General features: G+C 60.1%; 26 protein-coding genes and 1 pseudogene. 13 read left to right on the forward strand and 14 right to left on the reverse strand.

What is annotated here, in order from left to right:
- Positions 1-17 precede the first annotated feature (17 nt).
- From gspG to gspD, 3 genes are read right to left on the reverse strand one after another with little or no spacing between them, the layout of a single operon-like run.
- Positions 18-530: a type II secretion system major pseudopilin GspG gene (gene gspG, locus ACFSQT_RS23240; protein ID WP_379022524.1), complete on the reverse strand. Its 513-nt coding sequence runs from the start codon at positions 528-530 to the stop codon at positions 18-20.
- A complete protein-coding gene (locus tag ACFSQT_RS23245) occupies positions 530-1,024 on the reverse strand; it encodes a prepilin peptidase (RefSeq protein WP_379022526.1) in 495 nt (164 codons plus the stop codon). Before ACFSQT_RS23245 ends, gspG begins: the two co-directional genes overlap by 1 nt.
- A gap of 2 nt (positions 1,025-1,026) precedes the next feature.
- The gene (gene gspD, locus ACFSQT_RS23250) at positions 1,027-3,150 is read right to left on the reverse strand and encodes a type II secretion system secretin GspD (RefSeq protein WP_379022528.1); all 2,124 of its coding nucleotides are present in this window, start codon (positions 3,148-3,150) and stop codon (positions 1,027-1,029) included.
- Positions 3,151-3,272: 122 nt separating this feature from the next.
- Here gspD and ACFSQT_RS23255 point away from each other — a divergent pair.
- Positions 3,273-3,443, forward strand: a pseudogene (locus tag ACFSQT_RS23255) (KTSC domain-containing protein); the annotation flags it as partial.
- A gap of 78 nt (positions 3,444-3,521) precedes the next feature.
- Here the strand turns inward: ACFSQT_RS23255 and ACFSQT_RS23260 are convergent.
- The 7 genes from ACFSQT_RS23260 to ACFSQT_RS23290 all read right to left on the reverse strand — a co-directional run bounded on the left by ACFSQT_RS23260 (position 3,522) and on the right by ACFSQT_RS23290 (position 9,763).
- A complete protein-coding gene (locus ACFSQT_RS23260) occupies positions 3,522-3,953 on the reverse strand; it encodes a hypothetical protein (RefSeq protein WP_379022530.1) in 432 nt (143 codons plus the stop codon).
- 477 nt (positions 3,954-4,430) lie between these two features.
- The gene (locus ACFSQT_RS23265) at positions 4,431-5,177 is read right to left on the reverse strand and encodes a methyltransferase family protein (protein WP_379022532.1); all 747 of its coding nucleotides are present in this window, start codon (positions 5,175-5,177) and stop codon (positions 4,431-4,433) included.
- A 131-nt stretch (positions 5,178-5,308) separates the two neighbouring features.
- Complete coding sequence (locus tag ACFSQT_RS23270) at positions 5,309-5,833, reverse strand: prepilin peptidase (protein ID WP_379022534.1); 525 nt, start codon at positions 5,831-5,833, stop codon at positions 5,309-5,311.
- Position 5,834: 1 nt separating this feature from the next.
- Positions 5,835-6,380: a tetratricopeptide repeat protein gene (locus ACFSQT_RS23275; RefSeq protein ID WP_379022536.1), complete on the reverse strand. Its 546-nt coding sequence runs from the start codon at positions 6,378-6,380 to the stop codon at positions 5,835-5,837.
- A 60-nt stretch (positions 6,381-6,440) separates the two neighbouring features.
- Positions 6,441-7,397, reverse strand: a complete 957-nt coding sequence (locus tag ACFSQT_RS23280) for a type II secretion system F family protein (protein WP_379022538.1) — start codon at positions 7,395-7,397, stop codon at positions 6,441-6,443.
- Between the two features lie 12 nt (positions 7,398-7,409).
- Entirely contained in the window at positions 7,410-8,381 is a 972-nt protein-coding gene (locus ACFSQT_RS23285; RefSeq protein ID WP_379022540.1) for a type II secretion system F family protein, read from the reverse strand.
- Positions 8,381-9,763 carry a CpaF family protein gene (locus tag ACFSQT_RS23290; protein WP_379022542.1) on the reverse strand — a complete coding sequence of 461 codons (1,383 nt, stop codon included), beginning with the start codon at positions 9,761-9,763 and terminating at the stop codon, positions 8,381-8,383. Before ACFSQT_RS23290 ends, ACFSQT_RS23285 begins: the two co-directional genes overlap by 1 nt.
- A 671-nt stretch (positions 9,764-10,434) precedes the next feature.
- Between ACFSQT_RS23290 and ACFSQT_RS23295 the strand changes: the two genes are divergently transcribed.
- The 11 genes from ACFSQT_RS23295 to ACFSQT_RS23345 all read left to right on the forward strand — a co-directional run bounded on the left by ACFSQT_RS23295 (position 10,435) and on the right by ACFSQT_RS23345 (position 18,828).
- Entirely contained in the window at positions 10,435-10,614 is a 180-nt protein-coding gene (locus ACFSQT_RS23295) for a Flp family type IVb pilin (protein ID WP_379022544.1), read from the forward strand.
- A 43-nt stretch (positions 10,615-10,657) separates the two neighbouring features.
- Positions 10,658-10,837, forward strand: a complete 180-nt coding sequence (locus ACFSQT_RS23300) for a Flp family type IVb pilin (RefSeq protein WP_379022546.1) — start codon at positions 10,658-10,660, stop codon at positions 10,835-10,837.
- Between the two features lie 83 nt (positions 10,838-10,920).
- Positions 10,921-11,982, forward strand: a complete 1,062-nt coding sequence (cpaB, locus tag ACFSQT_RS23305; RefSeq protein WP_379022548.1) for a Flp pilus assembly protein CpaB — start codon at positions 10,921-10,923, stop codon at positions 11,980-11,982.
- Positions 11,983-12,036: 54 nt separating this feature from the next.
- Positions 12,037-13,482 (forward strand): type II and III secretion system protein family protein, encoded by a 1,446-nt coding sequence (locus tag ACFSQT_RS23310; protein ID WP_379022550.1) that lies wholly within the window; start codon positions 12,037-12,039, stop codon positions 13,480-13,482.
- Positions 13,483-13,486: 4 nt separating this feature from the next.
- Positions 13,487-13,771 carry a hypothetical protein gene (locus ACFSQT_RS23315; RefSeq protein ID WP_379022552.1) on the forward strand — a complete coding sequence of 95 codons (285 nt, stop codon included), beginning with the start codon at positions 13,487-13,489 and terminating at the stop codon, positions 13,769-13,771.
- A gap of 77 nt (positions 13,772-13,848) precedes the next feature.
- Complete coding sequence (locus ACFSQT_RS23320) at positions 13,849-15,348, forward strand: TadE/TadG family type IV pilus assembly protein (protein WP_379022554.1); 1,500 nt, start codon at positions 13,849-13,851, stop codon at positions 15,346-15,348.
- Between the two features lie 5 nt (positions 15,349-15,353).
- Positions 15,354-15,875, forward strand: coding sequence for a TadE/TadG family type IV pilus assembly protein (locus ACFSQT_RS23325; protein ID WP_379022556.1), 522 nt, complete (start codon positions 15,354-15,356; stop codon positions 15,873-15,875).
- A gap of 2 nt (positions 15,876-15,877) precedes the next feature.
- Positions 15,878-16,501: a TadE/TadG family type IV pilus assembly protein gene (locus tag ACFSQT_RS23330; protein WP_379022558.1), complete on the forward strand. Its 624-nt coding sequence runs from the start codon at positions 15,878-15,880 to the stop codon at positions 16,499-16,501.
- Positions 16,498-17,661 carry an AAA family ATPase gene (locus tag ACFSQT_RS23335; protein ID WP_379022560.1) on the forward strand — a complete coding sequence of 388 codons (1,164 nt, stop codon included), beginning with the start codon at positions 16,498-16,500 and terminating at the stop codon, positions 17,659-17,661. The genes ACFSQT_RS23330 and ACFSQT_RS23335 overlap by 4 nt, the downstream gene beginning before the upstream one ends.
- On the forward strand, positions 17,645-18,235 hold the full coding sequence (locus tag ACFSQT_RS23340; protein WP_379022562.1) for a L,D-transpeptidase: 591 nt from the start codon (positions 17,645-17,647) through the stop codon (positions 18,233-18,235). Before ACFSQT_RS23335 ends, ACFSQT_RS23340 begins: the two co-directional genes overlap by 17 nt.
- Complete coding sequence (locus ACFSQT_RS23345; RefSeq protein WP_379022564.1) at positions 18,232-18,828, forward strand: hypothetical protein; 597 nt, start codon at positions 18,232-18,234, stop codon at positions 18,826-18,828. The genes ACFSQT_RS23340 and ACFSQT_RS23345 overlap by 4 nt, the downstream gene beginning before the upstream one ends.
- Positions 18,829-18,893: 65 nt before the next feature.
- Here ACFSQT_RS23345 and ACFSQT_RS23350 read toward each other — a convergent pair whose 3' ends face one another.
- The gene (locus ACFSQT_RS23350; protein WP_379022566.1) at positions 18,894-19,430 is read right to left on the reverse strand and encodes a hypothetical protein; all 537 of its coding nucleotides are present in this window, start codon (positions 19,428-19,430) and stop codon (positions 18,894-18,896) included.
- A 223-nt stretch (positions 19,431-19,653) separates the two neighbouring features.
- On the reverse strand, positions 19,654-20,367 hold the full coding sequence (locus ACFSQT_RS23355) for a class I SAM-dependent methyltransferase (RefSeq protein ID WP_379022568.1): 714 nt from the start codon (positions 20,365-20,367) through the stop codon (positions 19,654-19,656).
- A gap of 220 nt (positions 20,368-20,587) precedes the next feature.
- Here ACFSQT_RS23355 and ACFSQT_RS23360 point away from each other — a divergent pair, with 220 nt between their 5' ends.
- On the forward strand, positions 20,588-22,684 hold the full coding sequence (locus ACFSQT_RS23360; RefSeq protein ID WP_379022570.1) for a sulfotransferase family protein: 2,097 nt from the start codon (positions 20,588-20,590) through the stop codon (positions 22,682-22,684).
- A 143-nt stretch (positions 22,685-22,827) separates the two neighbouring features.
- Here ACFSQT_RS23360 and ACFSQT_RS23365 read toward each other — a convergent pair whose 3' ends face one another.
- Together ACFSQT_RS23365 and ACFSQT_RS23370 are read right to left on the reverse strand one after the other, a co-directional pair.
- Positions 22,828-23,598: a glycosyltransferase family 2 protein gene (locus ACFSQT_RS23365; protein ID WP_379022572.1), complete on the reverse strand. Its 771-nt coding sequence runs from the start codon at positions 23,596-23,598 to the stop codon at positions 22,828-22,830.
- Between the two features lie 52 nt (positions 23,599-23,650).
- Positions 23,651-24,511 (reverse strand): UbiA family prenyltransferase, encoded by an 861-nt coding sequence (locus tag ACFSQT_RS23370; protein WP_379022574.1) that lies wholly within the window; start codon positions 24,509-24,511, stop codon positions 23,651-23,653.
- Positions 24,512-24,553: the final 42 nt, after the last annotated feature.

Below are 24,553 nucleotides of genomic sequence, written 5' to 3' on the forward strand. Positions count from 1 at the left end.
GCGCCTGTCGGAATGGGTCAGTTGGAGACGTCTTGGTCTTCGCCCGTTCCGTCGGGCTTGCCGTCTTTTCCGAGGCTGCGGATGACCACGCCGCTCGCATCGGCCTTCACCTCGTAGGAATAGGGCCTCCCCCACGGATCCTTCAGGCCGGTTGTTCCCTTGAGATAGGGCCCGTTCCAGCGCGCTTCGCCGGTGGGTGCCGTGACCAGGGCCGAGAGCCCCTCTTCCGCGGTCGGGTATTTCGCATTGTCGACATAGTAGAGTTCGAGCGCGCTTTCGATGTTGCGGATTTGCGCCTTGGCGGCGTTGGTCCTGGCCGAGCCGAGATAGCGCAGGACCTGCGGCGCTGCCAGCGTCGCGATCAGCGCGATGATGGCGAGCACGACCAGAAGCTCGACCAGCGTGAAGCCGCCTTCGCGATCGTCGCTTTCACCGACAGATTTTCTGGCGCCGACAGATTTTCTGGCGCCAACGGATTTTCTGGCGCGGCCGGGTCTTTCGGAAAGTCGAGTGAAGTGCGGAGTGATCATCAGAGCAGTCCCATGTTCAAACCTGCAAATTGCTCCAGCGCCCAGCTGCAGCCGAGGCCGATGGCGATAAACGGACCGAAGGCAACACGCGCCCGCACCGCTGCCGGCCCTGTCGCCAGCACCTGCCCGCCGACGAACAGCAGTGCGCTGGCACTGGCGATGAACAGGAGCACCGGCAAAAGCAGCGGGCTGATCCAGCATGCGGCAGCAGTCAGCATCTTGACGTCGCCGAGGCCGAGACCGATCCGGCCGGTCATGAGGAAATGCCCGCGCCGGATCAGCCAGGCGGCGGCAAAGGTAGCGCCGGCGAACAGGAGGCGCACCGGCACGCCATCTGCATCCGTCGCCATCTGATAGAAAAGCCCGATGGCGGCCAGAGCCAGGTTGAGCCCGTCGGGGATGATCTGCCTGCGGAAATCGGCGATCGAAATGGCGACGAGAACAGCCGCCATGGCGATTGTGGCGGCCAGCACGAGAGAGGGGTGCGCAGCCATCGTCAATACGCCAGCCTCTTCAGATCCTGTTGCAGCTTGGTGCCGCCGCGCCGCTTCTGGATCGGCGTCTGCAGGCTGATCTTGCCGCGGAATTCGTCGGTCACTTCGCGGGCTTCGTTGATGTCACGCACGACATGCGGCCGGATGAAGATGATCAGTTCGGTGCGTCCGATACTGTCCGTCTTTTGCTTGAACGCGTTGCCGATAATCGGAATATCGCCGAGGATAGGCACTTGCGTGCGGTCGACATTGTTGCGCGACTGGATGAGGCCGCCCAGCGCCAGGCTTTCGCCATCGTTGACCAGAACGCGGGTCTGGATCTTGCGCTGCTGGATGGTCGGCGAATCGATGCCGGAGCTGGTCGTCTTGGTCACATTGCTGACCTCCTGCTCGATGTCGAGCATGACCCTGCCGGCATTGTTGATGCGTGGCGTCACCGTAAGGATGACGCCGGTGTCCTTCATCTCGACCGAGACGACCGGCGAGCTGCCGAACGTCTGGTCCACCACCTGTCTTGTGGCGATCGGCACCTGGTCGCCGACCTGCAAGATCGCTTTCTGGTTGTTCAGGGCCATGATGGTTGGCGCCGAGATAACGTTGACGTCGGTGATGCTGGACAAGGCGTTCAGCGTCACCTGGATGTTATCGGTTGCGTAGCTCCAGCTGAAGCCGGGGAGTGCTGCCGCGGCAACGCCCTTTGCCACGTCGGACACCGAGATCTTCGTGCCGCCATTCTCGAAGAACCAGCGCAGGCCGTATTTCAGGTCGTCGTTGAGCGTGACTTCGGCGATGACGGCTTCCAGCATGACTTGCGTCGGCAGAACGTCGACCTTCGCCAGAATCTGCTCGATGCGTTCGTAGTCGCGCGCCGTGGTCTGGATCAGCAGCGCATTGTTTTCGACATCGGCGACGACCGTGGCGTGGGCGGGCGGCTGTCCGTCCTGCGGCGGCAGCGAAGGCGACGGCCCGGTCAATGGCACCGGCGTGACGCCATCCGACTGCATGGCGATCGGCGTCTGGTCGGGCGACACGTTCGAGCCGCCAGAGTCTCCTTCGGTCTTGACCGTGGTACCGAGAACGGAACTCAGCACCCCGGCCAGTTCCTTGGCCGGGCGGTTCTGGATCTGGTAGACGAAAAGCTGGCTTTCATTGGTCTCGGCCAGCCTGTCGAGCTTGTTGATCCAACTCGCCGCACGGGCGAGATAGGCCGGGCGCGAGGTGATCACCAGCACCGAATTCAGCCTGTCGTTGGGGATGAACTGGATGAGCTTGGCGCCCGGTCCATCCTTGGTGCCGAAGATCGAATCGAGTTCGGCGGCAACCGCTTCCGGTTTGGAGGTTTTCAGCGGATGCAGCGCCACCGACATGCCGCGCATCCAGTCGACGTCGAACACCGAAACCGCTTCTCTGATAGCATTGAGGTCGCTGTCGTTGCCGGCGACGGTGATCAGGTTGCGGGTGGAATCGACCCGCAGCACCGAGCCCTGGCGGGTGATCGGTTCGAGAATGGTCTTCATCTCGTCGGCGGCGATGAATTGCAGCTGCAGCACCTGCACCTTGACGCCGGGGCCGGACGGTGAAGTCGAGGGCACGCTGACCGGCGGTGTGCTGGACATGATTTCGGAAAGCGGCACGACCTGGTAGGTGCCGGCGCGGTTGGTGATGCCGGCGCCGTTCACCGCAAGCGCCGATTGCAGGATGTCGACCAGCGCATCCTTCGACACCGGCTGCGATGTCTGCAGCGTCACCGTGCCTTGCACGCGCGGGTCGACGATGTAGTTGAGGTGCAGGGCATCGCCAAGCACCGCCTTGGCCGCCTCGGTGATCGGCGCATTGACCAGATTGAGCTCGAACTGGCCCGAGCCATCGGTCGTCACCTTGGTGACGGGCGCGCCGGAGGAGACGAACTGACCCGAGCCCTGATATTGCGCGCCGTTGAAGCGCTGCGCCTGGCCGGCGGCCGACGTGACGGCGCCGGGTCCGGTGTATCCCGCCCGCAACGGCGAGTTCTTGGCATGCAGGCTGTCGATGGTTTCGGTGAAGAAGTCCTTGCCGGGCGCGGACGTGCAGCCGGCAATCGCCAGCAGCGTGCACAACACGAAGCGATGACTCGGCTTGATCCACATCCACCCGATTCCCCTAGGGTCCCAATCTAGGGCTTCTTGCAAGCGGATGTCGGGAATGATGCTGGTATTGGGGGGTCTATCCACAGGGTTGGTGGCGGAGGGCGTGCCGGGCAACCGGAACGCTCTGCGTCTGGTTTGTGCCGAGCGGCAATCGCCATGACTATGAGGATGTTGCCCTGGCAACCTATGCCGCTTTCCGAAGAGCCTCCTCAAAGGGCCGTTTCTTCGGTGAATTCATCTGGGATCGCCACAGATATCGTCGTTTGCGGGAAAAACAGGAAGCCGGGGGATAGAGCGCTTCAGGCTACTGTCCCGACAGCTTCCAAGCCGAGGTCGGGTGAGGACAGGTGACGATCCTCACCTCAACCAACTCAGTACATGATCCTTTGCCTCAACCAGGCAAAGAATCCTTTTCCGTCAAGTGTCGCGCGAACGCGCGCGGCAGCCCAGTGCGCTCTCATGGTAGCGCCAACGTGACAATCGCAAACGATCTCGTGCAGTTGCCAGTCGCTCAGTTTGAAGAAACGCCTGGCCTCGCCATACGTGTCATCTTTCAGGCCCGATGCGCGCAATACCGGATCGTCGAAGGCAACGGCGATTGCCGATCCGTCCCCGCGCACGCTGGCACGTTCCTCCATTTGCAAATATTCGGTGCCTGTAAACGCGGCAAGGCATCGCTCGGGATGTTGCTCCAGAAGTTCAGCCCAGCGCTCGATACGCTGGTTCCGTGTCATTGCCGAATATGCGGCCGAAGATTCAATCTTGGCGACCGCATGCAGTTCATCAAGTGTCTGGTGTTTCATGGCCGGCTCCTGTTGACAGGGGGGACGCCCACCCCTTCAAGGGAATTATCGCGCGGTGATGCTTCGACAAGAGCCGGAAGCCGCGGGAAGGAACCTATATTCGACGCCACCAGGCCGGGCCGGTCGAGGCCATGAGCGTCTGCGCCGCCGAAACCTCCGGCAAGTGGCGTGATCGGTCATGAAAGGAAACGCCATACAGCTTGACGGCGAAGAGATCGCAAAGCGGATCGAGGGACCAGAGACCGAGCGCCGGCAAACCGGAGAGTCTGGTGAGCGCAAGTTTGCCGACGCTCGGTGATCGCAGCACCGGGGGTTGTTGGGTCTTTGGGGGCTGCGATCACTGTATATTAGCACAAACTAATACAGATATACACGGCCACTTTGCTGGTTATCCCCAGCATCGCCGACCTGATGAAGGCGCGCTTTTCTGCGCTTCAGATCGCAGGGCCAGGTATTCACATGGCGCGGCGGCGTCGATCACCAAAATGAAGAAAAGGAAGGAAACAGCATCGGGGTCGTACGCTTATAGGACTCGTATTCGGGGAAAGCCGCTTGTAGGACCTTCTCCTCATTGACCAGCCGCCGGTATTGGAAGGTGAGAGCAACCGCGCAAATTGCAACTGTTGCCCATGTCGGATTGCGCAAGACGATGCCGACCAGGACGATCGCTTCGCAGACATAGAGAGGATGCCGCACAATCCGATATGGCCCTGCTGTGACAAGTCGCCTGGCCTGGGCGGTGATGCTGAAAGATCTGCCGAGCCACCACAGGCACAAAATGCAAAGCGTGAAACCGCAGAGGATGATGAGGTCCGCAAAAAGTTCAAGCTGCGGAAGGATCTGGACACGAGGAACAACTATCAAAGTCACCGTGGCAAAGCATCCGAGCAGCGCCGCGATCCGGGGCTCAATTCCCTGAGCTGTCTTTACCGGTGGAAGACGGGTCACGGTTGACACAACCATGAGCACCAGGAAGCCGAGAGAGGCAACGTCCGCCGCAAAGTCGACGCTGGATGCTGGCGTCCACGCAATATGGGGCAGAGCCAACATCAGAGCTCCCACCTTGATGGCCGCGCCGAACGCGAAGTAAAATGTCAGCGTTGCGCGGCCGACAAAATCACGCACAGTTGGTGGCGGGAGCAAGCGCATGGATCCAAGAACGCCTTCCCGAACACTTTCCGGCTGCGTCTTAGAACGAACGGATATGCGATCGGAAATGTTCATTTGGCGCCCCACCGACAAGATGCAATTCAAGCATTTTGCCAGCTCTGGGGCAAGTTATTGGTTTCCAGAAGGTTAATCTGGCTATCGAAGCTTCCTCGAAATCCGCCGAATGATTTAGTGAATTACACCCGTTAGGCGAATAGACTACCAGGGGCGATAAAGCTGCTTACGATCTGGAATGCGATCGTGCATATCGACGCCAAGGAAATCGGTACTCCAAACGGCACCACACCTTTGCGATCCAAATGCTGAATGTATACGCGGAATGCGCCTTCCGGCAGCAGCGTTGGGTTTTTCACAACCAGCGCCGTGACGAGAGCAAAAAGCAGCATCAGAAAGGAAAAGATGACGAGCGCGCTGCCACCGATCAGAAAAGGCACGGTCGCCATCAGCTTGATATCGCCGGCGCCAACCTTGCGCAGCGCCCAGAAAGGGAAGAGCGCGACAAACAACAGAAGCCCGGCAGTGGCACTCAACCCCATGTCCCACCAAGATCCGGACTGCAGCGACAGCAGCAACTGCGACCCCGCCCCCAGGCAGAGCAGCAGCAGCACGTCGCGATTGGCTATCTCCTGGGTGGTGAAGTCGAGCCACGCAATCCTTGCCAGCAGGGGGACGGCAAGCGCCATTAGCAGCAGCGACTCGACAAGCAACATGCTAGCGCTCGATATTCTGCACGCTCGACGATAGCAGCTTCAGATTGTTGGCGACGGTCGGATCTTTGGGCGCCAGTTCATAGGCCTTGAGGAAATTCCTGCGCGCGTCCTGCAGCTTGCCGCGCAGCAGGTAGGAATAACCGACATTGTTGTAATATTCGGGCGTCGCGCCGACCAGTTTGTAGGCTCGGGCATAGGCCCGATCGGCGAGGTCGAAGCGGTGAATCCGGTCGCTGCAGGCAGCCAGCCCCATCCAGGCGTTACCATCGTTGGGGGCCAGTTGCGTCGCCTTGAAGAACAAGGCGCCGGCATTGCCGTAATTTTCCGCGCGGAATTGGTTCTTGGCTTCGGCCACGGCCTGGTCCGAGGCGTAATATTCGACATCGCCGACCGTCTTCAACCCGTCGAAGGCATCGCCAAAGGACGTTACGTCGCCTTTCGACGGCTCATTGGTGCGAACGACACCATCGAGGGTGTCGTTCGTTTGACAGCCGCCAAGCACCATCAACAGACTGGCTACGGCTGCGAGGCGCATTGGCCCTGTCATTTTATCCCCTTATCCCCAACAGCCCCCGACTCCATTCTTAGAATCAAAGCATATATGAAACTAGAAGAAAACGCCTTTCATTCGGATAACAACCGGCAGCATGACAATCATCATAACCACCGGAAAGATGCAAAGGCCTAACGGAATCATCATCTTGACCGGAAGAGCGTTGGCGATTTCCTCCGCACGCAGGATTCTCTGACTGCGCATTTCGTCGCTGTAGACCCGCAAAGCGTCTGTCAGGCTGGTGCCGAGCTCTTCCGATTGCCGGAACAGCACCGCCAGCGATCTCGCCTCTTCGAGGCCGATTCGGTCCGCCAGTTCGCGCAGTGCATCCCGCAACGGCTTGCCGGCGCGTAGCTGCAAATTCATGATCGACAGCTGAATACCGAGCCATTTGTGGGTGGCGGCAAGTTCTGTTCCGACGCGCTCCACTGCCGCCTCGAGGCTCATGCCGGCGTCGGCGCAGGTGATCATCATGTCCATGAAATCGGGAAAGCCACGGCGATAGACCTGCTTTTGTGCATTCTCGAACCGATCGAGAGCGATACTTGGGATCACTATGCAGGCCAACCCGAACACGGCAGCGATGGCAAAGGCTATGACCCCTGGCACTTGAGACGGCAATATATGCGACAGGATCGCGTACGTCACCGCGAAGCCTATGCAGACCGCGGCCAGACGCGACAAGGTGTAAACCGCCGGCGCGGTTGGTTGATAGAAGCCGGCGCGGAAAAGCTTCGCGTCCAGGGCGCTGGGTTCGTCCCGCTCCTTTTCTATCGACCGAAAATACGCCTCGACTGGACGCTGCGCCGAAATCTTGGCCAGGTGATCCTGACCCATCAGCGAGCGACGGCTGGCAATTCCCTCGGCCAACAGGCTTTGCGCGACCAGCTTCCGTGTCTGCATCGCCGGCAAGATTATGAATGCGCCGAACAGGAAAAGCGCCATCGCCGCCATGAAAACGGCGAGCGAGATGAGCAGCCCCGAATTCTGAAGGCTTGCAAAAACGGTCATGGCGCGCCCTCCTCAGAAATCGAAATTGACCATTCGAAACATGATGAAATCGCCAAAAATCGCCAATATTCCAAATATCAGGAATACCGGCGTTATCAGCGGGCTACCCCAAACATCTCCATAATAGCTAGGGGCAACTAGAAAAAGTATTCCAAACATGACCAAGGGAAATAGAGAGATTATCCACGCCGATGCTCGGCCCTCGGCGGAAAGCGCCTTGATCTTCAGCCTCAATTTCTGCCGCTCGCGGAGCGAAGATGAAAGATTCGATAACATCTCGGTCAGGTTGCCGCCGGTCTTGGCCTGAATGGAGAGTGATATGGTAAGGAGATGGAGACCGTCGAAGCCGACGCGTTGCGAGAGTTTGCGCACGGCCTGTTCAAGGCTGAGGCCAAAGGTGATTTCGTCGGAGACGATGCCGAATTCGGTGCCGAGCGGGTCGGGCATCTCACGCGCCACAAGCCCAATTGCCACCGATGTCGGATGACCAGCACGCAACGAACGCACGATCATGTCGAGTGCGTTGGGAAGTTGGGCAGCAAATTTCTGGATTCGCTTGTTTCGTGCACGGCGCAAGACGAGAAGTGGCAAGGCAAAGCCAACCAGCAGAAAGGCAATTATCGCAACCGGGACCGAATAACCCAGAAGCAATGGCAGCATCAGAGCCACCACCAGACCGGCCAACAGGAATACCACGGCGAATGCCAACGGATTACCGGTTATGCCCGATTGCGTATAAAGTCGGTTGAGCGCGACTGCGCCGAAGATGAAGTCGCCACTCGCCGTCAGGCCACGTTCCTGTAACAGCCCCTGCAACGTCTGTTCGGCCGGGGCGTCCTCTCTCAACCGCTTGATGCGCCGGTTGACGGTGGTGATGCGCGCACGCCGCCCTGAAAATGACACGTAGAGCGATTCCGCGGCGAGAATGACCGAGGCCGCTGCCAGAACATAGATGAAGTAGAGTAAGGTCTGTCCGGTCGGCATCAGAGTGGAACCTGAGGATTGAAGGCGTCCTTGGCGAACTGATGGCCAAGCGTTGCCGCCTCCTGGGCAAAGCGCGGTCGAACACCCGTGGCGCGAAAGTCACCGACAATGGAGCCGTCTGCGCCGACATCGCGGCGCACGAAATGGTAGATTTCTTGAAGCTGGATAACATTGCCTTCCATGCCGGTCAGCTCCGATATGGATGTTACGCGCCTACCTCCATCCGAAAGACGCTGCGTCTGCACGACAATATCGATGGCCGACGCAATCTGCGCGCGGATGGAATCGTTGCTCATCGGCATGCCGGCCATGCCGACCATCTGCTCCAGCCGCGAGATCGCGTCGCGTGGCGTGTTGGCGTGGATGGTGGTCATCGACCCCTCATGGCCGGTGTTCATCGCTTGCAACATGTCGAAGGCTTCCTCGCCGCGCACCTCGCCGACGATGATGCGATCGGGCCGCATGCGCAGCGCGTTCTTCAGCAGCTCGCGCTGGCGAACCTCGCCCTTGCCCTCGACATTGGGTGGCCGCGTCTCCAGTCGGCCGACATGCGGCTGCTGCAGCTGCAGTTCGGCCGCATCCTCAATGGTGATCAGTCGCTCTTTCGAAGGGATGTAACTCGACAGCGCGTTGAGCAAGGTCGTCTTGCCGCTGCCGGTGCCGCCCGAAACCAGGATCGACTTGCGTGACTGCACGGCGATGCGCAGGAGATCTACCATCTGCGGGCGGATGGAATTGAACGCCATCAGGCGCTCGAGCGAATAGGGATTCTTCGAGAATTTGCGGATCGACACCAGGGGCCCATCCACGGAGATCGGCCGTACCGCGATGTTGACGCGCGAGCCGTCCTCCAGCCGCGCATCGACCATCGGCGCCGATTCGTCGACGCGCCTGCCGATCGCCGAGACGATCTTGTTGATGATGCGCATCAGATGGGCCTCGTCGCGAAAACGGATCGACGTTTCCTCGATGACGCCGCGCCGCTCGATGAAGACGCGTTTGTGGGTGTTGATCAGGATATCCGCGATAGAATCATCCTTGAGCAGTGGCTCGATCGGCCCCAGGCCCAGCATCTCGTCGGCGGTGTCGCTGGTTAACTGGTCGAGTTCGCGAGCATTCAGCGGCACGTTGCGACCACGAACGAACTCACGCACGATCGGGCGGATCTCGTTCAGGATCTCGTCCTTCGACGAATTTTCGAGTGCCGTAAGGTTGAACCGGTCGATCAGATGTCGATGGAGATCGACTTTCAGCGCCAGGAACTCGTCGCCGTGCGGCGCGAGATCCGGAACGGGCGGCGGCGCTGCAAGGGGTAGTGGCGCCCGTTGGGTTGCTTGCTGCGCCAGCGGCTCGGCTGGCCCTTTGAGGAAGCGGCCTAGCATTTTGTGCCCCCGAATTCCCGTGCCTGGAGATTATTTGTTGACCGCGAGGTGCGGGCACCGCCGACCAGACGCAGCCGGATCTCGTCGCATGCGCGACCCTGCCGCGGTCTCGCGAACCGCTCCCCTGCCTGCACCGTTTCCGATAGGCTCAACACAAAAGTTAGCCCCCGCTAAATTCGTAAGACATAAACTAACCATTAACCACGGGAGGGGGCAAGCGCCTGGCGACAATCTGCAAGTCAATACTTACAACATAGTTAAGGCCCCTCCGCCGAAAATATCGTTTTATTTTTGCCCGAGCGCCCTTCCACCCAGCCTCACGAAACGTTGCGAACCGCAACACGCGGTGTGGCGCCGAAAACAATCTGTAACCCCTTAGATATAAAGGGATATGCGAGATGGCTAATTTAGTGATACCTCATTGGGAGGTGGGGCGTAATTGTGAACGAATGGTTAAGAACGCTTGAAAAATTAGTCGAATCAAGGTCTTGTTGAAACTTAAATCGGCTCGAACCTTTGGTGGATCAGGTATTGAAACGTTAACGAACGCTTAATCGCATTTGACTTCGCTTTTTCGTGGGACCTAGGATTGAGATGACGGGGGATGCTTGGGTATGGATTTCATCCTTTGCTCTGTCTCGTCGGGTTCAACTCCAAAGGGAGAAATTGACATGAAGAAGCTCATGACGATGACCCGGCAGTTCCGCGACGACGAAAACGGCGCTGCCATGGTCGAATACTCGATCCTGATCGGTCTGATCAGCGCCGCGGCAATTGCGGCGATTGTTCTGGTCGGTGGTTATGTGTCCACGTCGTGGAACAAGCTCACCAACGCGCTCAACCTGGGCTAGCGCCATTTGGGCCTGGGCTTGCCCAAAGGGAGAAAAAATTGACATGAAGAAGCTCATGGCGATGACCCGGCAGTTCCGCAACGACGAAAACGGCGCTGCCATGGTCGAATACTCGATCCTGATCGGTCTGATCAGCGCCGCGGCAATTGCGGCGATTGTTCTGGTTGGTGGTTATGTGTCCACGTCCTGGAACACACTGACCAACGTGCTCAATCTGGGCTAACAACAATTTGGGCCCGGCTGGTCCGGGCCCAAGGCTCTACAAGGGACGACGAGTGCTTGCCTGGGGAATCAAGGGGTTAGGCCATGCGCGCAAATACCATTATCATGATTGTCCTCGCCGGCGTGTTCGGCGTTCTTGCGGTTGTGCTCGCCAACATCTGGCTTGCCAATCAGCGAAATGCGATGGCTCAAACAAGTGAAGTCCCGCGCGATACGGTCGTCGTCGCCGCGGTGGGACTGAAGTTCGGCGACACGCTTGACGCCGACAAATTGCGAGAAGTTGCATGGCCATCTGGCGCGGTTCCGGCCGGCGCCTTCAAGACGACGAAGGAACTGCTCGCCGGTGACGGCTCGAAGCAGGCGTTGCAGGCGATCGGCGTCAACGAACCAATCCTCGCCACCAAAATTACCGGCCCCGGTCAGCGCGCCACGCTATCGGCGGTGCTCGGCGAAGGCATGAAGGCGGTGTCCATCCGCGTCAACGACGTGCTTGGCGTTGCCGGCTTCGTCTTTCCGGGTGATCGGGTCGACGTGTTGCTGACGCGCACGGTGCGCAGCCAAGATGGTGCGGACCAGAGTTTTGTCGACGTGCTGCTGCAGAGCATGAAGGTGCTTGCCGTCGATCAGGTTGCCGATGAAAGCAAGGATAGCCCAACCGTCGTCAAATCGGTAACGCTCGAGGCCAGCACCAAGGATGCACAAAAGCTGACCTTGGCCGCCGGCGCCGGCCAGCTGTCCCTGGCGCTGCGCCAGGCGGCTGCCAGCAAGGGCGAGACGACCGAGCGGGTGACGCTTTCCGACCTGACCGGAGAATTGCCGTCTGACGTCGCCAAAAGGCAAGCCGAACTGGAGAAGCAGGCTGCTGCTAACGCTGCTGCCGCGGCCGAACGCCAGCGCGCGGAGGACGAGCGCAAGCGTGCCGACGACAAGATCGCGGGATTGGCGCAGGCAGTCGACCGAGTCGGAAACAAGCTCGACGATCTGAGCAAGCTCAAGCCGGCCCCAGCTGTGGCATCTGCGCCGCAGGTGAAAGAAGTTGTCAAGGAAGTGGTCAAATACGTGCAGCCGGAGCCACCTGCGCGGGCGACAATCGGTGTCTTTCGAGGTATAAAGCTCGAAACATATGATGTGCCACGACAAAAATAACGCTGGCATATTAAGGTCAAGGGGACCGAATCAGCCTGCAAGGGGGTAGCGTAGATGCGTGCGTTCCGGGGACTACTGGCGGTAGCCGTACTGGCTTGTTCTGCGGCGGCATCGCTTTTAGGCCCCGCGGCTCTCGCTGCCGACCGCTTCATTGACGTGTCGAACCCCAGCGTCCATCGTATTTTCCTGCCTATGTCGCAATCTGTGACGATCCAGGTGAATGCCACCCTGGGCGACATCGTCGTCGGCGACGAGAAAATCGCCGATGCCCAGCCGATGACCGACCGCACGCTCTATGTCATCGGCAAGGGCGCCGGCACCACCACGGTCAATCTGTTTTCCACGGACAAGCGTTCGCTCGGCGTCATCCAGATCGAGGTCGGCGTCGACGTCAGCGACATGGCGCAGGCGATCCGCCAGGTGGCGCCAAAGTCGCGCATCGAAGTTGGCTCGGTCAACGGCAGGGTCAGGCTCGGCGGCCATGTCAAGGACGGCGCCACGCTGGCGGCGATCATGGCGGTTGCGCAGCAATATGGTCCCGACGCCATCATCAATTCCGTCATCGTCGACGACAGCCAGCAGGTCAATTTGGAAGTGCGCGTGCTGGAAGCCAAGCGCAACACCGGCCGCGACCTCGGCGTGTCGATCAAGAGCACCAACAGCAGAGGCACGACCCGTACGGGTACTGGTGTTGCTGCCGTCGACGAAGACAACGTGGTGCTCGGACCGGGCAACCTGCTCAGCGGCCTCCTGTCGAACTCCAGTCCCTTCGGAGCCCTGATCACCCGCGTTATCGACAACAACATCAAGGTCGATCTGATCATCGAGGCGCTGGAGTCCAAGGGCGCGGTGCGCATGCTCGCGAACCCCAACCTCACCACGCTTTCCGGCGAGGAAGCCAGCTTCAACGCCGGCGGCGAAGTGCCTATCCGCACTCTCGACAAGGATGGCCAGATATTCATCACGTACAAGCAATTCGGCGTCAATCTGGTGTTCACGCCGGTCGTACTCGACGACGGCAAGATCCACATGCGGCTGGCGCCGGAGGTCAGCGACCTGACCGGTTTCACCAGCGCCGGCGATCCGATCTTCACCAACCGCAAGCTGGAAACCGTCGTCGAATTACGCGACGGCCAGAGCTTCGCGGTCGGCGGGCTTCTGTCGAGCAAGACCAGCAAGCTCCAGGACCAGGTGCCATGGCTCGGCCAGGTGCCGGTTATCGGGACATTGTTTCGCAGTTCAAGCAACCAGAAGGAAGAAACCGAACTGGTGGTCATCGTCACGCCGCATCTCGTGCGGCCGGTGAAGCCCGGCGAGCAACTGGCGACGCCGTTCGACAAGACACGGCCGGCCAACGACCCGGAATTCTTCGTGTTGGGCCAGCTCGAAGTGAACAAGGACATGATCCGAAAATATGAAACGGGCGACGGCGTCACCGGCCCCTATGGCCACATGCTGGACTTCAAATCGAAGGACAAGATGCTCTATGTCAAGAAATAGCGCCTTGATCCTCATTGTGTGCACCGGCCTGCTGTCAGGCTGCGCCGCGGACTATCTGAACCATTACGACTCGGTGACCTTGGCCGCCGGCGACACGCAGAAGTTCAATTCGCTGCTGCAGACGGTCGATCCGTTCAATCCGGCCTCCAAAAACACCAGGATCGAAGGCGACGGCACGCGCGCCGCCGCTGTTGCAAACAACTACAAATTTCCGCCGCCACCGCCGCCGCCGCCAGCCATCAATGTCAATGTCGGCGGGGCTGGGTCGGCTGTAACGACGACGCCGTGAATTGAACAGAAGGATGCGGTCTTAGTGCGCCAGGCCATACGAGGGAACCTGGCGTCAGGGGAGCAAAGAGTAAGGCCATGCTGCGGACCATTCGCGCGTTCTGGCACGATCAGAGAGGAATAGCGCTGATCCTCGTCAGCGTCACATTGCCGGCGATCATCGGTTTTTCGCTGCTGGCGATCGACATGAGCCGGGTCAATAACCTGCACAATGATTTGCAGAAGGCGGCGGATGCCTTTGCGTTGGCTGGAGCCGCCGAGCTTGATGGCTTGCCCGGTTCATGGGTCAGAGCCGAACGCGCCATGGCAACACTGGTTACCAACGAGGCCACTTTCTCAACCGTTGGCGCTAACGGCCGGTTCACTTTGAATTCCGGGCAACCAGGGGGCACCACACGATGCAACAGCGCCGGCAACATTTCGTGGTGTTTCCTGAAGTCCATACCCGCGTCAGACGGAACTCCGGTCACCAGCGCAAACTATGCCGATGCAACGCAATCCGTTGGCGAAGATGAGACCAAATTCGTTGAAGTAAAGGTGGCACCGACCGGTTTCGCCGCGATATTCCCGGCGTCGTTTCTGACGGGCAATTCGGCCAGTAACGGCTTCAACGTTGCTGCCCAGGCGGTCGCCGGGTTCACGTCGGGCGTCTGCGATTACACGCCCGTTTTCATGTGCAACCCCTATGAGGACACAACCCTCACCGGCGGCGTCACGCTGGAACAGGCGGCACAAAGCAGGCAATACCGTCGCCGCCAAATCAAGCTGCGCGGAGACGGGTCTTATGCTCCCGGCAACTTCGCTTTCCTGGCTTCGCCGTTTGGCAATGGTGCACAGCAGCTCGAAAAGATGCTCGCCGACTCCAAGCCGCAGAATTGCTATTCGCGCGACGGCGTCGACACGGAGCCGGGACAGAATTCCGGTCCGGTGCTAGATGGGATCAACTCGCGCTTCGGTATCAACTCGTCCTCGTTCTCGGATGGGCCTGCAGTCAACGTGCGCAAGGGCGCCATAAACTGGGATCAGTACGTCACGAGCAACAAGGTCGACTACCAAACAGACCCGACCAATGGCATCGGGCTTGAACGCGACTCGTGTCAGATCTCAGGCACCTGCACCATGATGAGCGGTCGCATGGGCGCCGGCGACTGGAATTTCGCGCGCTACTGGGCTGCCAATCATCCGACACGTGCCGTGCCTGCGGCTCTATCAGGAACCGGCGCCGATCTCCCGACGCGGTATGAGGTCTATCGCTACGAGATCGACAACAACATTGTCCAGGACGCGTCCGTCGGCGGCGAACAAGGCAACCCTCCGGCTGGGGCCGGCACGCCGATCTCGACCCCAGATCGCCGGTTGCTTTACGGTGCAGTCCTGGACTGCAATGCGCTTCAGGCTTCGGGCGTAAAATTCAGTGGCCGCGCGAATGTTCCGGCCAGAAGGTTTGCCAGTTTCTTCATCACGGAGCCCATCTTCGACGGGAAAGACATCATGGTGGAACTCGTCGACATCACAGGCAAGGGCGGCAGTGGCACGCTCGACAACTACCTGCGCGACGAAGCGCAGCTCTACCGGTGACCGCCATGTTCAAGGTGCTGTCCCGATATCTCGGTCGATTTCGACGCGACCAGCGCGGCGCGGTCATTGTCGAGATGACACTGATCACGCCGCTGATGCTGATCCTATCGGCAGGAGTGTTCGAGTTCGGCAACCTGATCCATGACAAGCTGCTGATGGAGGCCGGGCTTACAGACGCCGCTCGCTTTGCCGCGCGCTGCAACAGTCAATTGTATACCGACTCGGGGCTGGGGGCGATCAACTGTGCCACCATTGCCGCGAATATTGCGGCGTTCGGCAACGCGGCCGGGACACCACCCGCGCGTGTCGCCGGCTGGCAGGCATCGGATGTGACGGTAACCACGAACTACTCCTGCCAGGACACCGTATCGGGCGGCGTTATCCAATACCGCTCCACCACAGCACAAGTCTGCACCGTCCGCGCGTCCGGCACCTACGCATACCCAGATGTCGGGATGCTGTCGTTCATTGGCATCGGGCCGCTCACGCTTCATGGCTCCCACGACGAGCGGTTGATCCGGTTCTGACCATGCTCAAGCGTTTTGCAAAATCGGAAGACGGCGCGGCGATGGTGGAAATGACCATCGTCTCGTCGCTGCTGTTCACGCTTGTCCTCGGCTTCGTCGATTTCGGCTATGCGTTCTATCAATGGAACGAGGCGACCAAGGCCGTACAGATCGGTGCGCGGCTGGCGTCGATCTCCGATCCGGTTGTCAGCAATCTGACGGCCGCCGCCCCCACTGCGGCACCGGGTGCCCCCGTCTCGGCTGGCGCCTATGGTCCGTTTGTCTGCAAATACACCGGAACCACCGGTGCATGCAGCAATGGCGGCACATTCGATGCTGCCGCCTTCAGCCTTATCTTCCGCGGCGACACCGCCAACACCGCCGACGACGTCTGTCCGCTGCTGGGCGCCAACCAACGCCCTGGCATGTGTCACTTCTTCGCGGGACTACATCGCGACAACGTCGTCGTCACCTACGCGGCAACCGGTCTCGGCTACCAGACCCGTTTGGGTGGACCGGTGCCGACAATCACCGTCAATCTGCAAAACCTGACATTCAACTTCTTCTTCCTGAGGTTCACCAGCATTGCCATGCCCTCTATGCTGAGCACGGTTACGGGCGAAGACCTGAAGGCCTCCTTCCCATGAATGCCATCAACACCAAGGTTACGCCGACCAAGCGAAAGCAAGTGGCGCTGTTCTCGTCGGATCCGAATTTCAAGCGCGAGGTGGCGACGCGGCTCGATGCGCTGGCGATCTACGATGTCCGGATTTCCGAGACGGGTGACTTTCTCAAGGGCCCGCCCGCCGAAACGCGCCCCGGCATCGTCATCCTCGATCTCGGCAATGGCGAGTTGCTCGGCAGGCCCGGCATTGTCGAGGCGCGCGCGCTTTGGGCGGCCGTGCCGCTGATCGCGGTTTCCGACGAGTTGACCTCTGAACAGACGCGCGTGCTGGTGCGCATGAACGCCTCGGACTGGCTGCACAAGCCGCTCGACGGCAAGGAGCTGCTCAACGCGGTGACCTTCCACGACACCGGCAACCAGGGCACGAAAAGCCGGATCATCACCTTCATCGGCGCCAGCGGTGGCGCCGGCGCCACGACGCTGGCGCTGTCTGCGGCCGAATTCCTGGCCTCGAAATCGACCGAACGCGCGGCGTCCACCTGCCTGGTCGATCTCGATTTCCAGAGCGCCAATTGCGGCGCCTATCTCAATCTGTTCAACCAGTTCGACCTTGCCGGCATCATCGGCCAGCCGGAACGGCTGGATGTCGAGCTGATGGATGTGATCAAGCTGTCCCGCCCGTCCGGCCTCACTCTCTATGCATTCGAGAGGCCGCAACTGCCATTCGAGCCGCACGGAAGCGATTTCGTCTTCCGGCTTCTGGACCTCGTCGCTTACCGCTTCGACGACATCGTCATCGACCTGCCCAATCTCGAAACGCCCTGGCACAATTCCGTGCTTTCGACGAGCGACGAGATCTTCATCGTCTTCGAACTCAACGTCGCTTCGCTGCGGCAAGGCAAGCGGCTGTACAGGAAGATCCGCGAGCTGCGCGGCAATGCGGTCAGCATCACGCTCGTCGCCAACAAGCACAAGCGCAAATGGTTCGGAAACCACTTCTCGCGCAGCGAGCTCGAAAAGATATTCAAGGCGCCGCACATCAAGTCGGTCGCGCTGGACAATGCGCTGGTGACCGACGCCTTGAACCGTGCGATCCTGCCTTCCGAGGTCGATGCGCGCGCGCGCTTCAACAAGGACCTGAAGCGGATGTTCAAAGAACGGCTCGATGACGCTGCCCGATAGATATCGGATCGCCCCCAGGCTGGCCGGTGCCTGCGTGCTCGGCATTGCGCTGGCGATGTCCGTCCAGGACTTCGCCGACGCGCGATCGGGGCTTTCGGATCGTCCGCCGCTGCCGGCGATGGGCCCCAGCCTGCGCAAGACGGTTGCCTTCGAGACCGCGGAGCCGACCGGGACGATCATCATCCGCAAGAACGAGAAGGCGCTTTACCTGGTGACCCGCCAGGGCCAGGCGCTCCGCTACCAGATCAGCGTCGGGCGCGACGGGTTCGGCTGGACGGGCGTCGTTAAGGTGGGGGCGAAGACAGAATGGCCGGAGTGGCGCCCGCCGCAGGAAATGCGGGCCCGCCAGCCGGAGCTGCCGAAAATGGTGCCCGCCGGCCCCTACAACCCCCTCGGCGCAAGGGCACTCTACCTGCTTCGTGACGGTCGCGACACGCTCTACCGGATACACGGCACCAACGATCCGTCGGGCGTCGGCTTCGACGGGACATCGGGATGTTTTCGGCTCACCAACACCGATGTGATCGATCTCTTCAAGCGCGTCGCGGTGGGCGCAAAGGTGGTGGTCCAATGACGATGATCAGTGAACCGGACATGCCGGCGATCGATATCGGGAACCAGGAACAGCGCGAAAAGGACGCCATCGGCAAACCCAGCAAGATAAAGACGATCGGCATTCTCGTCGCCGGCGGCGCCTTGCTGATCACGGTGATCAACACGGCGGCCGCCATCTATCTCTACCGCGGCATGAGCGACCTGCGTTTCGTCGAAGCGCGGCTGGAGCAGCTCGGAGCGTTCGAGCAGCGGATCGCGGCTCGGCTCGACACGGTCAACAACGGCTTCCAGAGCCGGTTCGAGAAACTGGACAGCCAGTTGCAAGGCAGCTTCAACGAGATCAATGGCAACATCACCCGCTTGGAACAGAATATGCCGGTTGCCGGCGCCGAGCCCATGCCGAGTGCGGCGCAACCGCCCCAGATCACCACCAGCACACTGGCGGAAGCCCCCGAAGCTCTCGACGGCGAGAGCGCGAGCGAAGCCGGCGTCATCGAGGCGCCGCGTGCGCCCAGGAAAAGGGCCGCGCCGGCGTCGCCCCCTCCCCCAAGCTCCAACTACCAGCGCATCCAGCAACCTGACGGCAAGGTCACTTACCGGAGGATCAACTAGACCTTGTAGGGCATGGACTTGGCAGGCCTTGATTGGGCAGGGCCAGGTGACGCCGATTGGACGGCTTAGAGATCGCGCCGCAGGGCCAGAATGCGGACGGTCCGGGCTTCGGACCGCGCCCGCGCTTCGGCGAGGAAGGCGACGTGGCAATATGCACAGGCTGCAACGCCCAGAAGCAGCACCAGGCTGCTCTTCAAGGCGAAATCAACCGCCAGCGAGAACGGAAGACCGCTGGGCGACGTGAATGTAGCGATCGTGCTCGCCGTTTCCGAGTGGCTGCCGACCGCGATCATCAGCCCGGCGAGGATCAGGGCGACGTGGTTGGTGAGAAAGAAGAAAGCCGACCTTCTGGTGTGGCATGCTATCCAGCAGAGGATCGATACGGCAGCAAGGACGGCGGCGTCGGCAGCCATCGAGTCACCGAGATTGAAATCGATCTGCTGCCAGAGCATCGTCGACAACGGGCGCAGCTCAAGCCATATCCACCATACGGCGGGGCTGGCTGGATAGGTTCCCAGCAAGAATGTCGCCATGCGCTCCCCTGCCAGGATCGCAAGAATGAGAAACGGGAAGGCAAAAAGCAGAAGCGGCTTGCGTTTCATGTCCCCTCGCAATCTGCCAGTCAGCTTAGACTGCATAGATTGCGCAAGGCTTAACGGCTCTCGCCGCCGCAGGCAGTAAAGCTGATCGGCGTCGTCGAGTGAGCGAGATGTCTTTGCGGCTCGGACGCGGCCGGGTCGACGGTTGCTGCTATCCTTCACCAGTGTCGCAGCGGGATCACTTCAAAATGCTAAACGAGACTGCCTTGCCGGAAACAGTCGTGTCTCAAATCAGGCCATAAGCCAGTCTTGTCTTTTTCCCTTTTGCCTGACCGTCAACGGAAGCGTCCACCATGAGGCGCTTGCCCCAATTGTCATCCCGGTCGATCCGAAAGCCGGTGTCCCGCAACATGGCAAAGAGGCATTCCTTGTTGGGGGCCCAGAAATTGGTGATGTCGCCAGCAAGCGTGCTTGCTTCGTAATATTGGGCAACCGCGACGCCGGGCATCAGCTCCGGTTCGAACTGCGTTTCAACAAGCAGGCGACTCCGGCAAAGCTGGGAAACAATGTTCAGTGCGCGCATCATGTCGGGCAGATGGTAGAGAACGCCCAGAAACAGCACGAGATCGAACTCACCAATATCCGAGCCAGGAATGTCGTACAGGTTCATCTGCCTGTAATCGAATTCCAAACCGGTAAGTTGCTCCATGGCTTCAAATCCATGGCCACTTTTGGCCCGATAGTCGACTGCCGTCACCCGCGCGCCACGACGAGCCATGTGCATCGAAAAAAAGCCGTCCGAGGGGCCTATGTCCAATGCTCGCAGGCCGGTCATGTCGTCGGGCAACCGCAGTTTTTCGAGCAGGAACTGGGGATCGTAAGAGCCCGGAGTGACCACGCCGGGGAACACTTCAAATTTATGGTGCCAATGCCGCACTGTCGAAACGATCGCCCGGGCTCTGTCTCGATCACCGGAGGTCACTGGTGCTCGGTTGTGCATCTCTCTAACCTCCGATCCAAGTCCTGCTTCAATCAGGAGATGAAAGTTTGACCCAAACGTCATATGTCGGCTACGACGCCAAGCGACGACTATGCATGTGGGTGCGATCGTTGCCAACAGTTCAGCGGATTTCCAACGCCTGCGATCGGGAGCGTTTGGCCCCGCCCGTCCTTGAGGTTCGAGCGCCGCCAAGCGCCAAGCACGTTTCCCTGGAAGTCTTATGACCGGCAGAACCGCCATAATCGTCGTCGGGATGCACCGCAGCGGCACGTCCGCGCTGGCGCGCATGTTCAGTCTTCTCGGTGCCTCCTTGCCGCGCAACCTCAATCCTGCGGGATTGGGCAACGAGACCGGCCATTGGGAGCCGGAAGCCGCTGTTCGCCTCAACGACGAGATTCTGGGTCTGGCCGAATCGCCCGTAAACGATGTCCAGGGACCGTCCGGCGAATGGCTGCAACGGCCTGCGGCACAGGCCTTCGTCGACCGGCTGAAAGATCTGATCGTCGAGGAATACGGCGACGATCCACTCTTCGTGCTGAAGGATCCGCGGATCTCGCTGCTGTTTCCCTTGTGGCGCGCCGCGCTGGCCAAACTGGAAATACGGTGCGTCGCGGTCGTCATCTCGCGCAACCCGGTGGAAGTCGCGCTCTCGCTGGCGAAGCGCCAGGGCCAGGGAGGCGACTGGCAATCCTGGCCCCTGGATCGGGGCGGCCTGCTGTGGTTGCGGTACAATCTGGCAGCCGAGGAACACACGCGCGACGTCGACAGGGCGTTCTGCGACTATTCGACGTTGCTGGACGACTGGAGATCGGTCGCGCGCCGCCTGGGCGATGAACTCAATATTGCGTGGCCAAAATCCATCCCGGATGCCGCTGCCGAGATCGACGGCTTTCTGTCGCGGGAACTGTGGCACCATCAAGAGCCCGAGGACCTGGATTGCCGTCAGGGCGTATGGTCTGCATGGATCGCGCCGATCTTTTCCGAACTGCGTGGTGCCGCTGCAGGCCGTGCGCCTGATCCGGCCGTTTTCGGCGCAGTGAAGCAGTCGTTCGACGATGTCTATGCCTCCATTCAGCATCCTCCTCCTCCGCAGCGATCGTCAGGGCGTCCTCGCCTACGCGTCATGCGCCGGGGTACGGGCCGGCGGAAACTGTGCCTTGTCGGCGACCTGTTTTGGAAGCCTATCCATGGTGATGGCGCGGCGAGAGCCGCGGTCGACGCCGCCATAGCCGCCGACATTGACGTCTCCATCGTCGACATCGGCGCGTTTACCGAGGCGGACGAGAATGCCTTCGCGGATTTTGCCAAAAGCCATTCCTTCGACGTCGAGTATTTCGACGCAGACGGGCCGCTGATCCAGCCGTCCTTTCTGGCTTCAACAATCCAGTTGTTGAGACACGTCCGCGCCCAGTATTTCGACGCCATTCTTTTTCAGGACCAAGATGGCCTTGGCTATGCCAGCGCCGTGGCAAAGCAGACCGGAATGGCCTTCGACGGTGTGTCCCTGGGCGTTGTGGCCGCCGGGAGCTCCGGCTGGATCAGGCAGCAGAATGGCGAGTTTCCATCAAGCCTGGTGACGATCGGCATCGAGCATCTGGAAAAAATGACGCTCGAGCGAAGCACCGCCCAGGCGATCATCGCCGCCAACAGCAATGCGCTGAAGGGCGAGGTCGGTCGATATGTTCACAGCCTGCAGGTCGCCCTGGAAGAGCGATCGAGAGAAGCCAAGGAGGCGGCGCGTTACGCGAGTTCCCTGGAAGACACATTGGCCCAGTTGCGGAAGGAGAATGAAACCGCGACCGAATACGCCAGAAGTCTCGAACAGTCGCGGGCTCAGATCGAGAAGGCCGCCAACAGCGATGCCCTGAAGGGCGAGGCTGGTCGATATGTGCACAGCTTGCAGGTCACCCTGGAAGAGCGATCGCGAAGTGCCGAGGAGTCCGCGCGTTACGCCAGCGCCCTGGAAGAGGCCCTGGCGCAGCTGCGGGAGTCGAACGAAGCCGCCGCCGAATACGCCAGAAGCCTCGAACAGTCGCGGGCTGAGGTCGAGGAGGCCACCGACGGCGATGCCCTGAAGGGCGAGGTTGATCGATATGTGCACAGCTTGCAGGCCGCCCTGGAAGAGCGATCGCGAAATGCCGAGGAGTCCGCGCGTTATGCCAGCTCCCTGGAAGAGACATTGGTCCAATTGCGGGAAGCGAACGAATCCGCGGTCGAATACGCCAGAAGCCTCGAGCAGTCCCGGGCTCAGATCGAGGAGTACGCCAAGACGCTCGAGGCAGAACTGGAGAAGATCAAATCAGGTGCAACGAGCTGACGGCAGAAAGCTAAGCGTTCGCCGCGTGTCTTGATTAGACCGGGACTAAGCCACCCATATATCGCAGCCGCGAGCCGACGCCCCTCCCCTGTGTTACCCGCTTGGCACGCTGCTTTCCGCGTTGTTTCGCCTCGAACGGAGGTTCAAGAAAAGAGCCGGAAGCGGGCGAGATACCAGATTGCCTTGACGCCATCGCGCCATCCGATTTTCTTGCCTTCCTCGTAGGTGCGGCCGAAATAGCTGATGCCCATCTCGTAGATACGCCAGCGGCCAGCAAGCGCGATCTGAGCGCTAAGCTGAATTTCGCAACCAAAGTCGTTACAGGTCAGGCGCAACCCGCTCATGACCTCTCGCGTGAACATCTTGTAACAGCACTCGATGTCGGTAAGCGTCTGGTTATAAAGAAGATTGAACACCAGTGAGATGAAGCGATTGGCCAAATAGTGGTGGAAATAGAGAGAGCGATGGGGCCGGCCGTAGAAACGTGAGCCGTAGACGACGTCTGCAACTTTTCGCCTGACAATGAGGTCGTACATAACGGTCCAATCCGCAGGATCGTATTCAAGGTCGGCGTCCTGGATGACAATGACGTCGCCGTTCACTTCCGCCAGCCCGGTCTGCAATGCGGCGCCTTTTCCGCTATTTCTTTCGTGATAGAACGGCCGCACCGTGACCGGGGCAATCGCCGGCTCCTGCGTAAAGACGAGAGCTCCGTCGACGCCGACGGTTAGAGATGTGGCGCAGCGGGTGCCGGTCGGAAAATTGGCCCGCAGCCACTCGCGGGTGCCGTCGGAGGAACCGTCGTCCACGATGATGATTTCCTTCGCCACCGAGGGAAGCGCTGTACTCACCATCGCCAGCACATGTGGCAATGTCGCTGCTTCGTTGAAGACCGGTACGATTACGGAAAGCATGGAACCTCGAAGCCGTCATGTCAGCTGTTGCGGTGGAGCCCGACACTGCCGGCTAGGACAAAGCGACCACCATGATCATAACGATACCAATGGTGGCGAAGAGAGCCCGGTAGCACCGTTGCAGTCGATGGAGGCTCCCGGACGCCAAGCCGGCCCGCATGGCACGGCGGGAAGCCAACAGGTGTACCGGAATGAGTGCAGCGGCAAAGACGAGGGCGAACGGAACGAACCCGAACGCAGCCAACGCAACCATGAACGCATATGCCGAGACAAAAAGGACGAGACCTGCGACAAAGCTTCTGGTCTTGCCAAACGCCACGGCGTTCGTCCGAATGCCGTTGAGCAGGTCAACGTCATAGTCGCGCGCTTCATGCGTGAAATGGCCGGCGGTGAATACCAACCCAAAGAAACAACTTACGACGAGGCTTTGTGCATTTATCGCGCCAAAAACCGCATATCCGAGCAGGAAGTGCATGCAACCGCCGACAAAATGCAGGGCCGAGTTGAAAAGTGGAACTCCCTTCAAATGCAGGGTGGGGCTGGAATACAAGGCGCTTAGCCCTGCTATCGTCATCGCGACAACAAGTGCCCTCGTGTTTATCAGCCCAAACAGGAGCAGACTGATCGCCAGCAATGAGCCGGCAAGATAGCCGACTTCCCTGCGCGTCAGGCCTTTTGCCGCGAATGTTCGGCTGGCTCGATCCGGGTCTTTGAGATCGCCCTCGATTCCAGACCAGTCGTTGAGGACAAACACGTGAGCCATCAGGCAGAAATTGCCGGCTATCAAAATGGCTACCGTCAGGGCATGGCTTGCCGACAGCGCTCCGATCGAAAGGACCGCACCGATGATCGGAGTGGCCTGAAGCGCTACGACTTCATCGAAACGGATGCAAGAGAACCAACGCGACAGCATCTGTGTCGCCCGGGGGCGACTTTGACCGACCATGTCGCTCGC

This window comes from Mesorhizobium calcicola, assembly GCF_042682105.1.
Classification (GTDB): Bacteria; Pseudomonadota; Alphaproteobacteria; order Rhizobiales; family Rhizobiaceae; genus Mesorhizobium; species Mesorhizobium calcicola.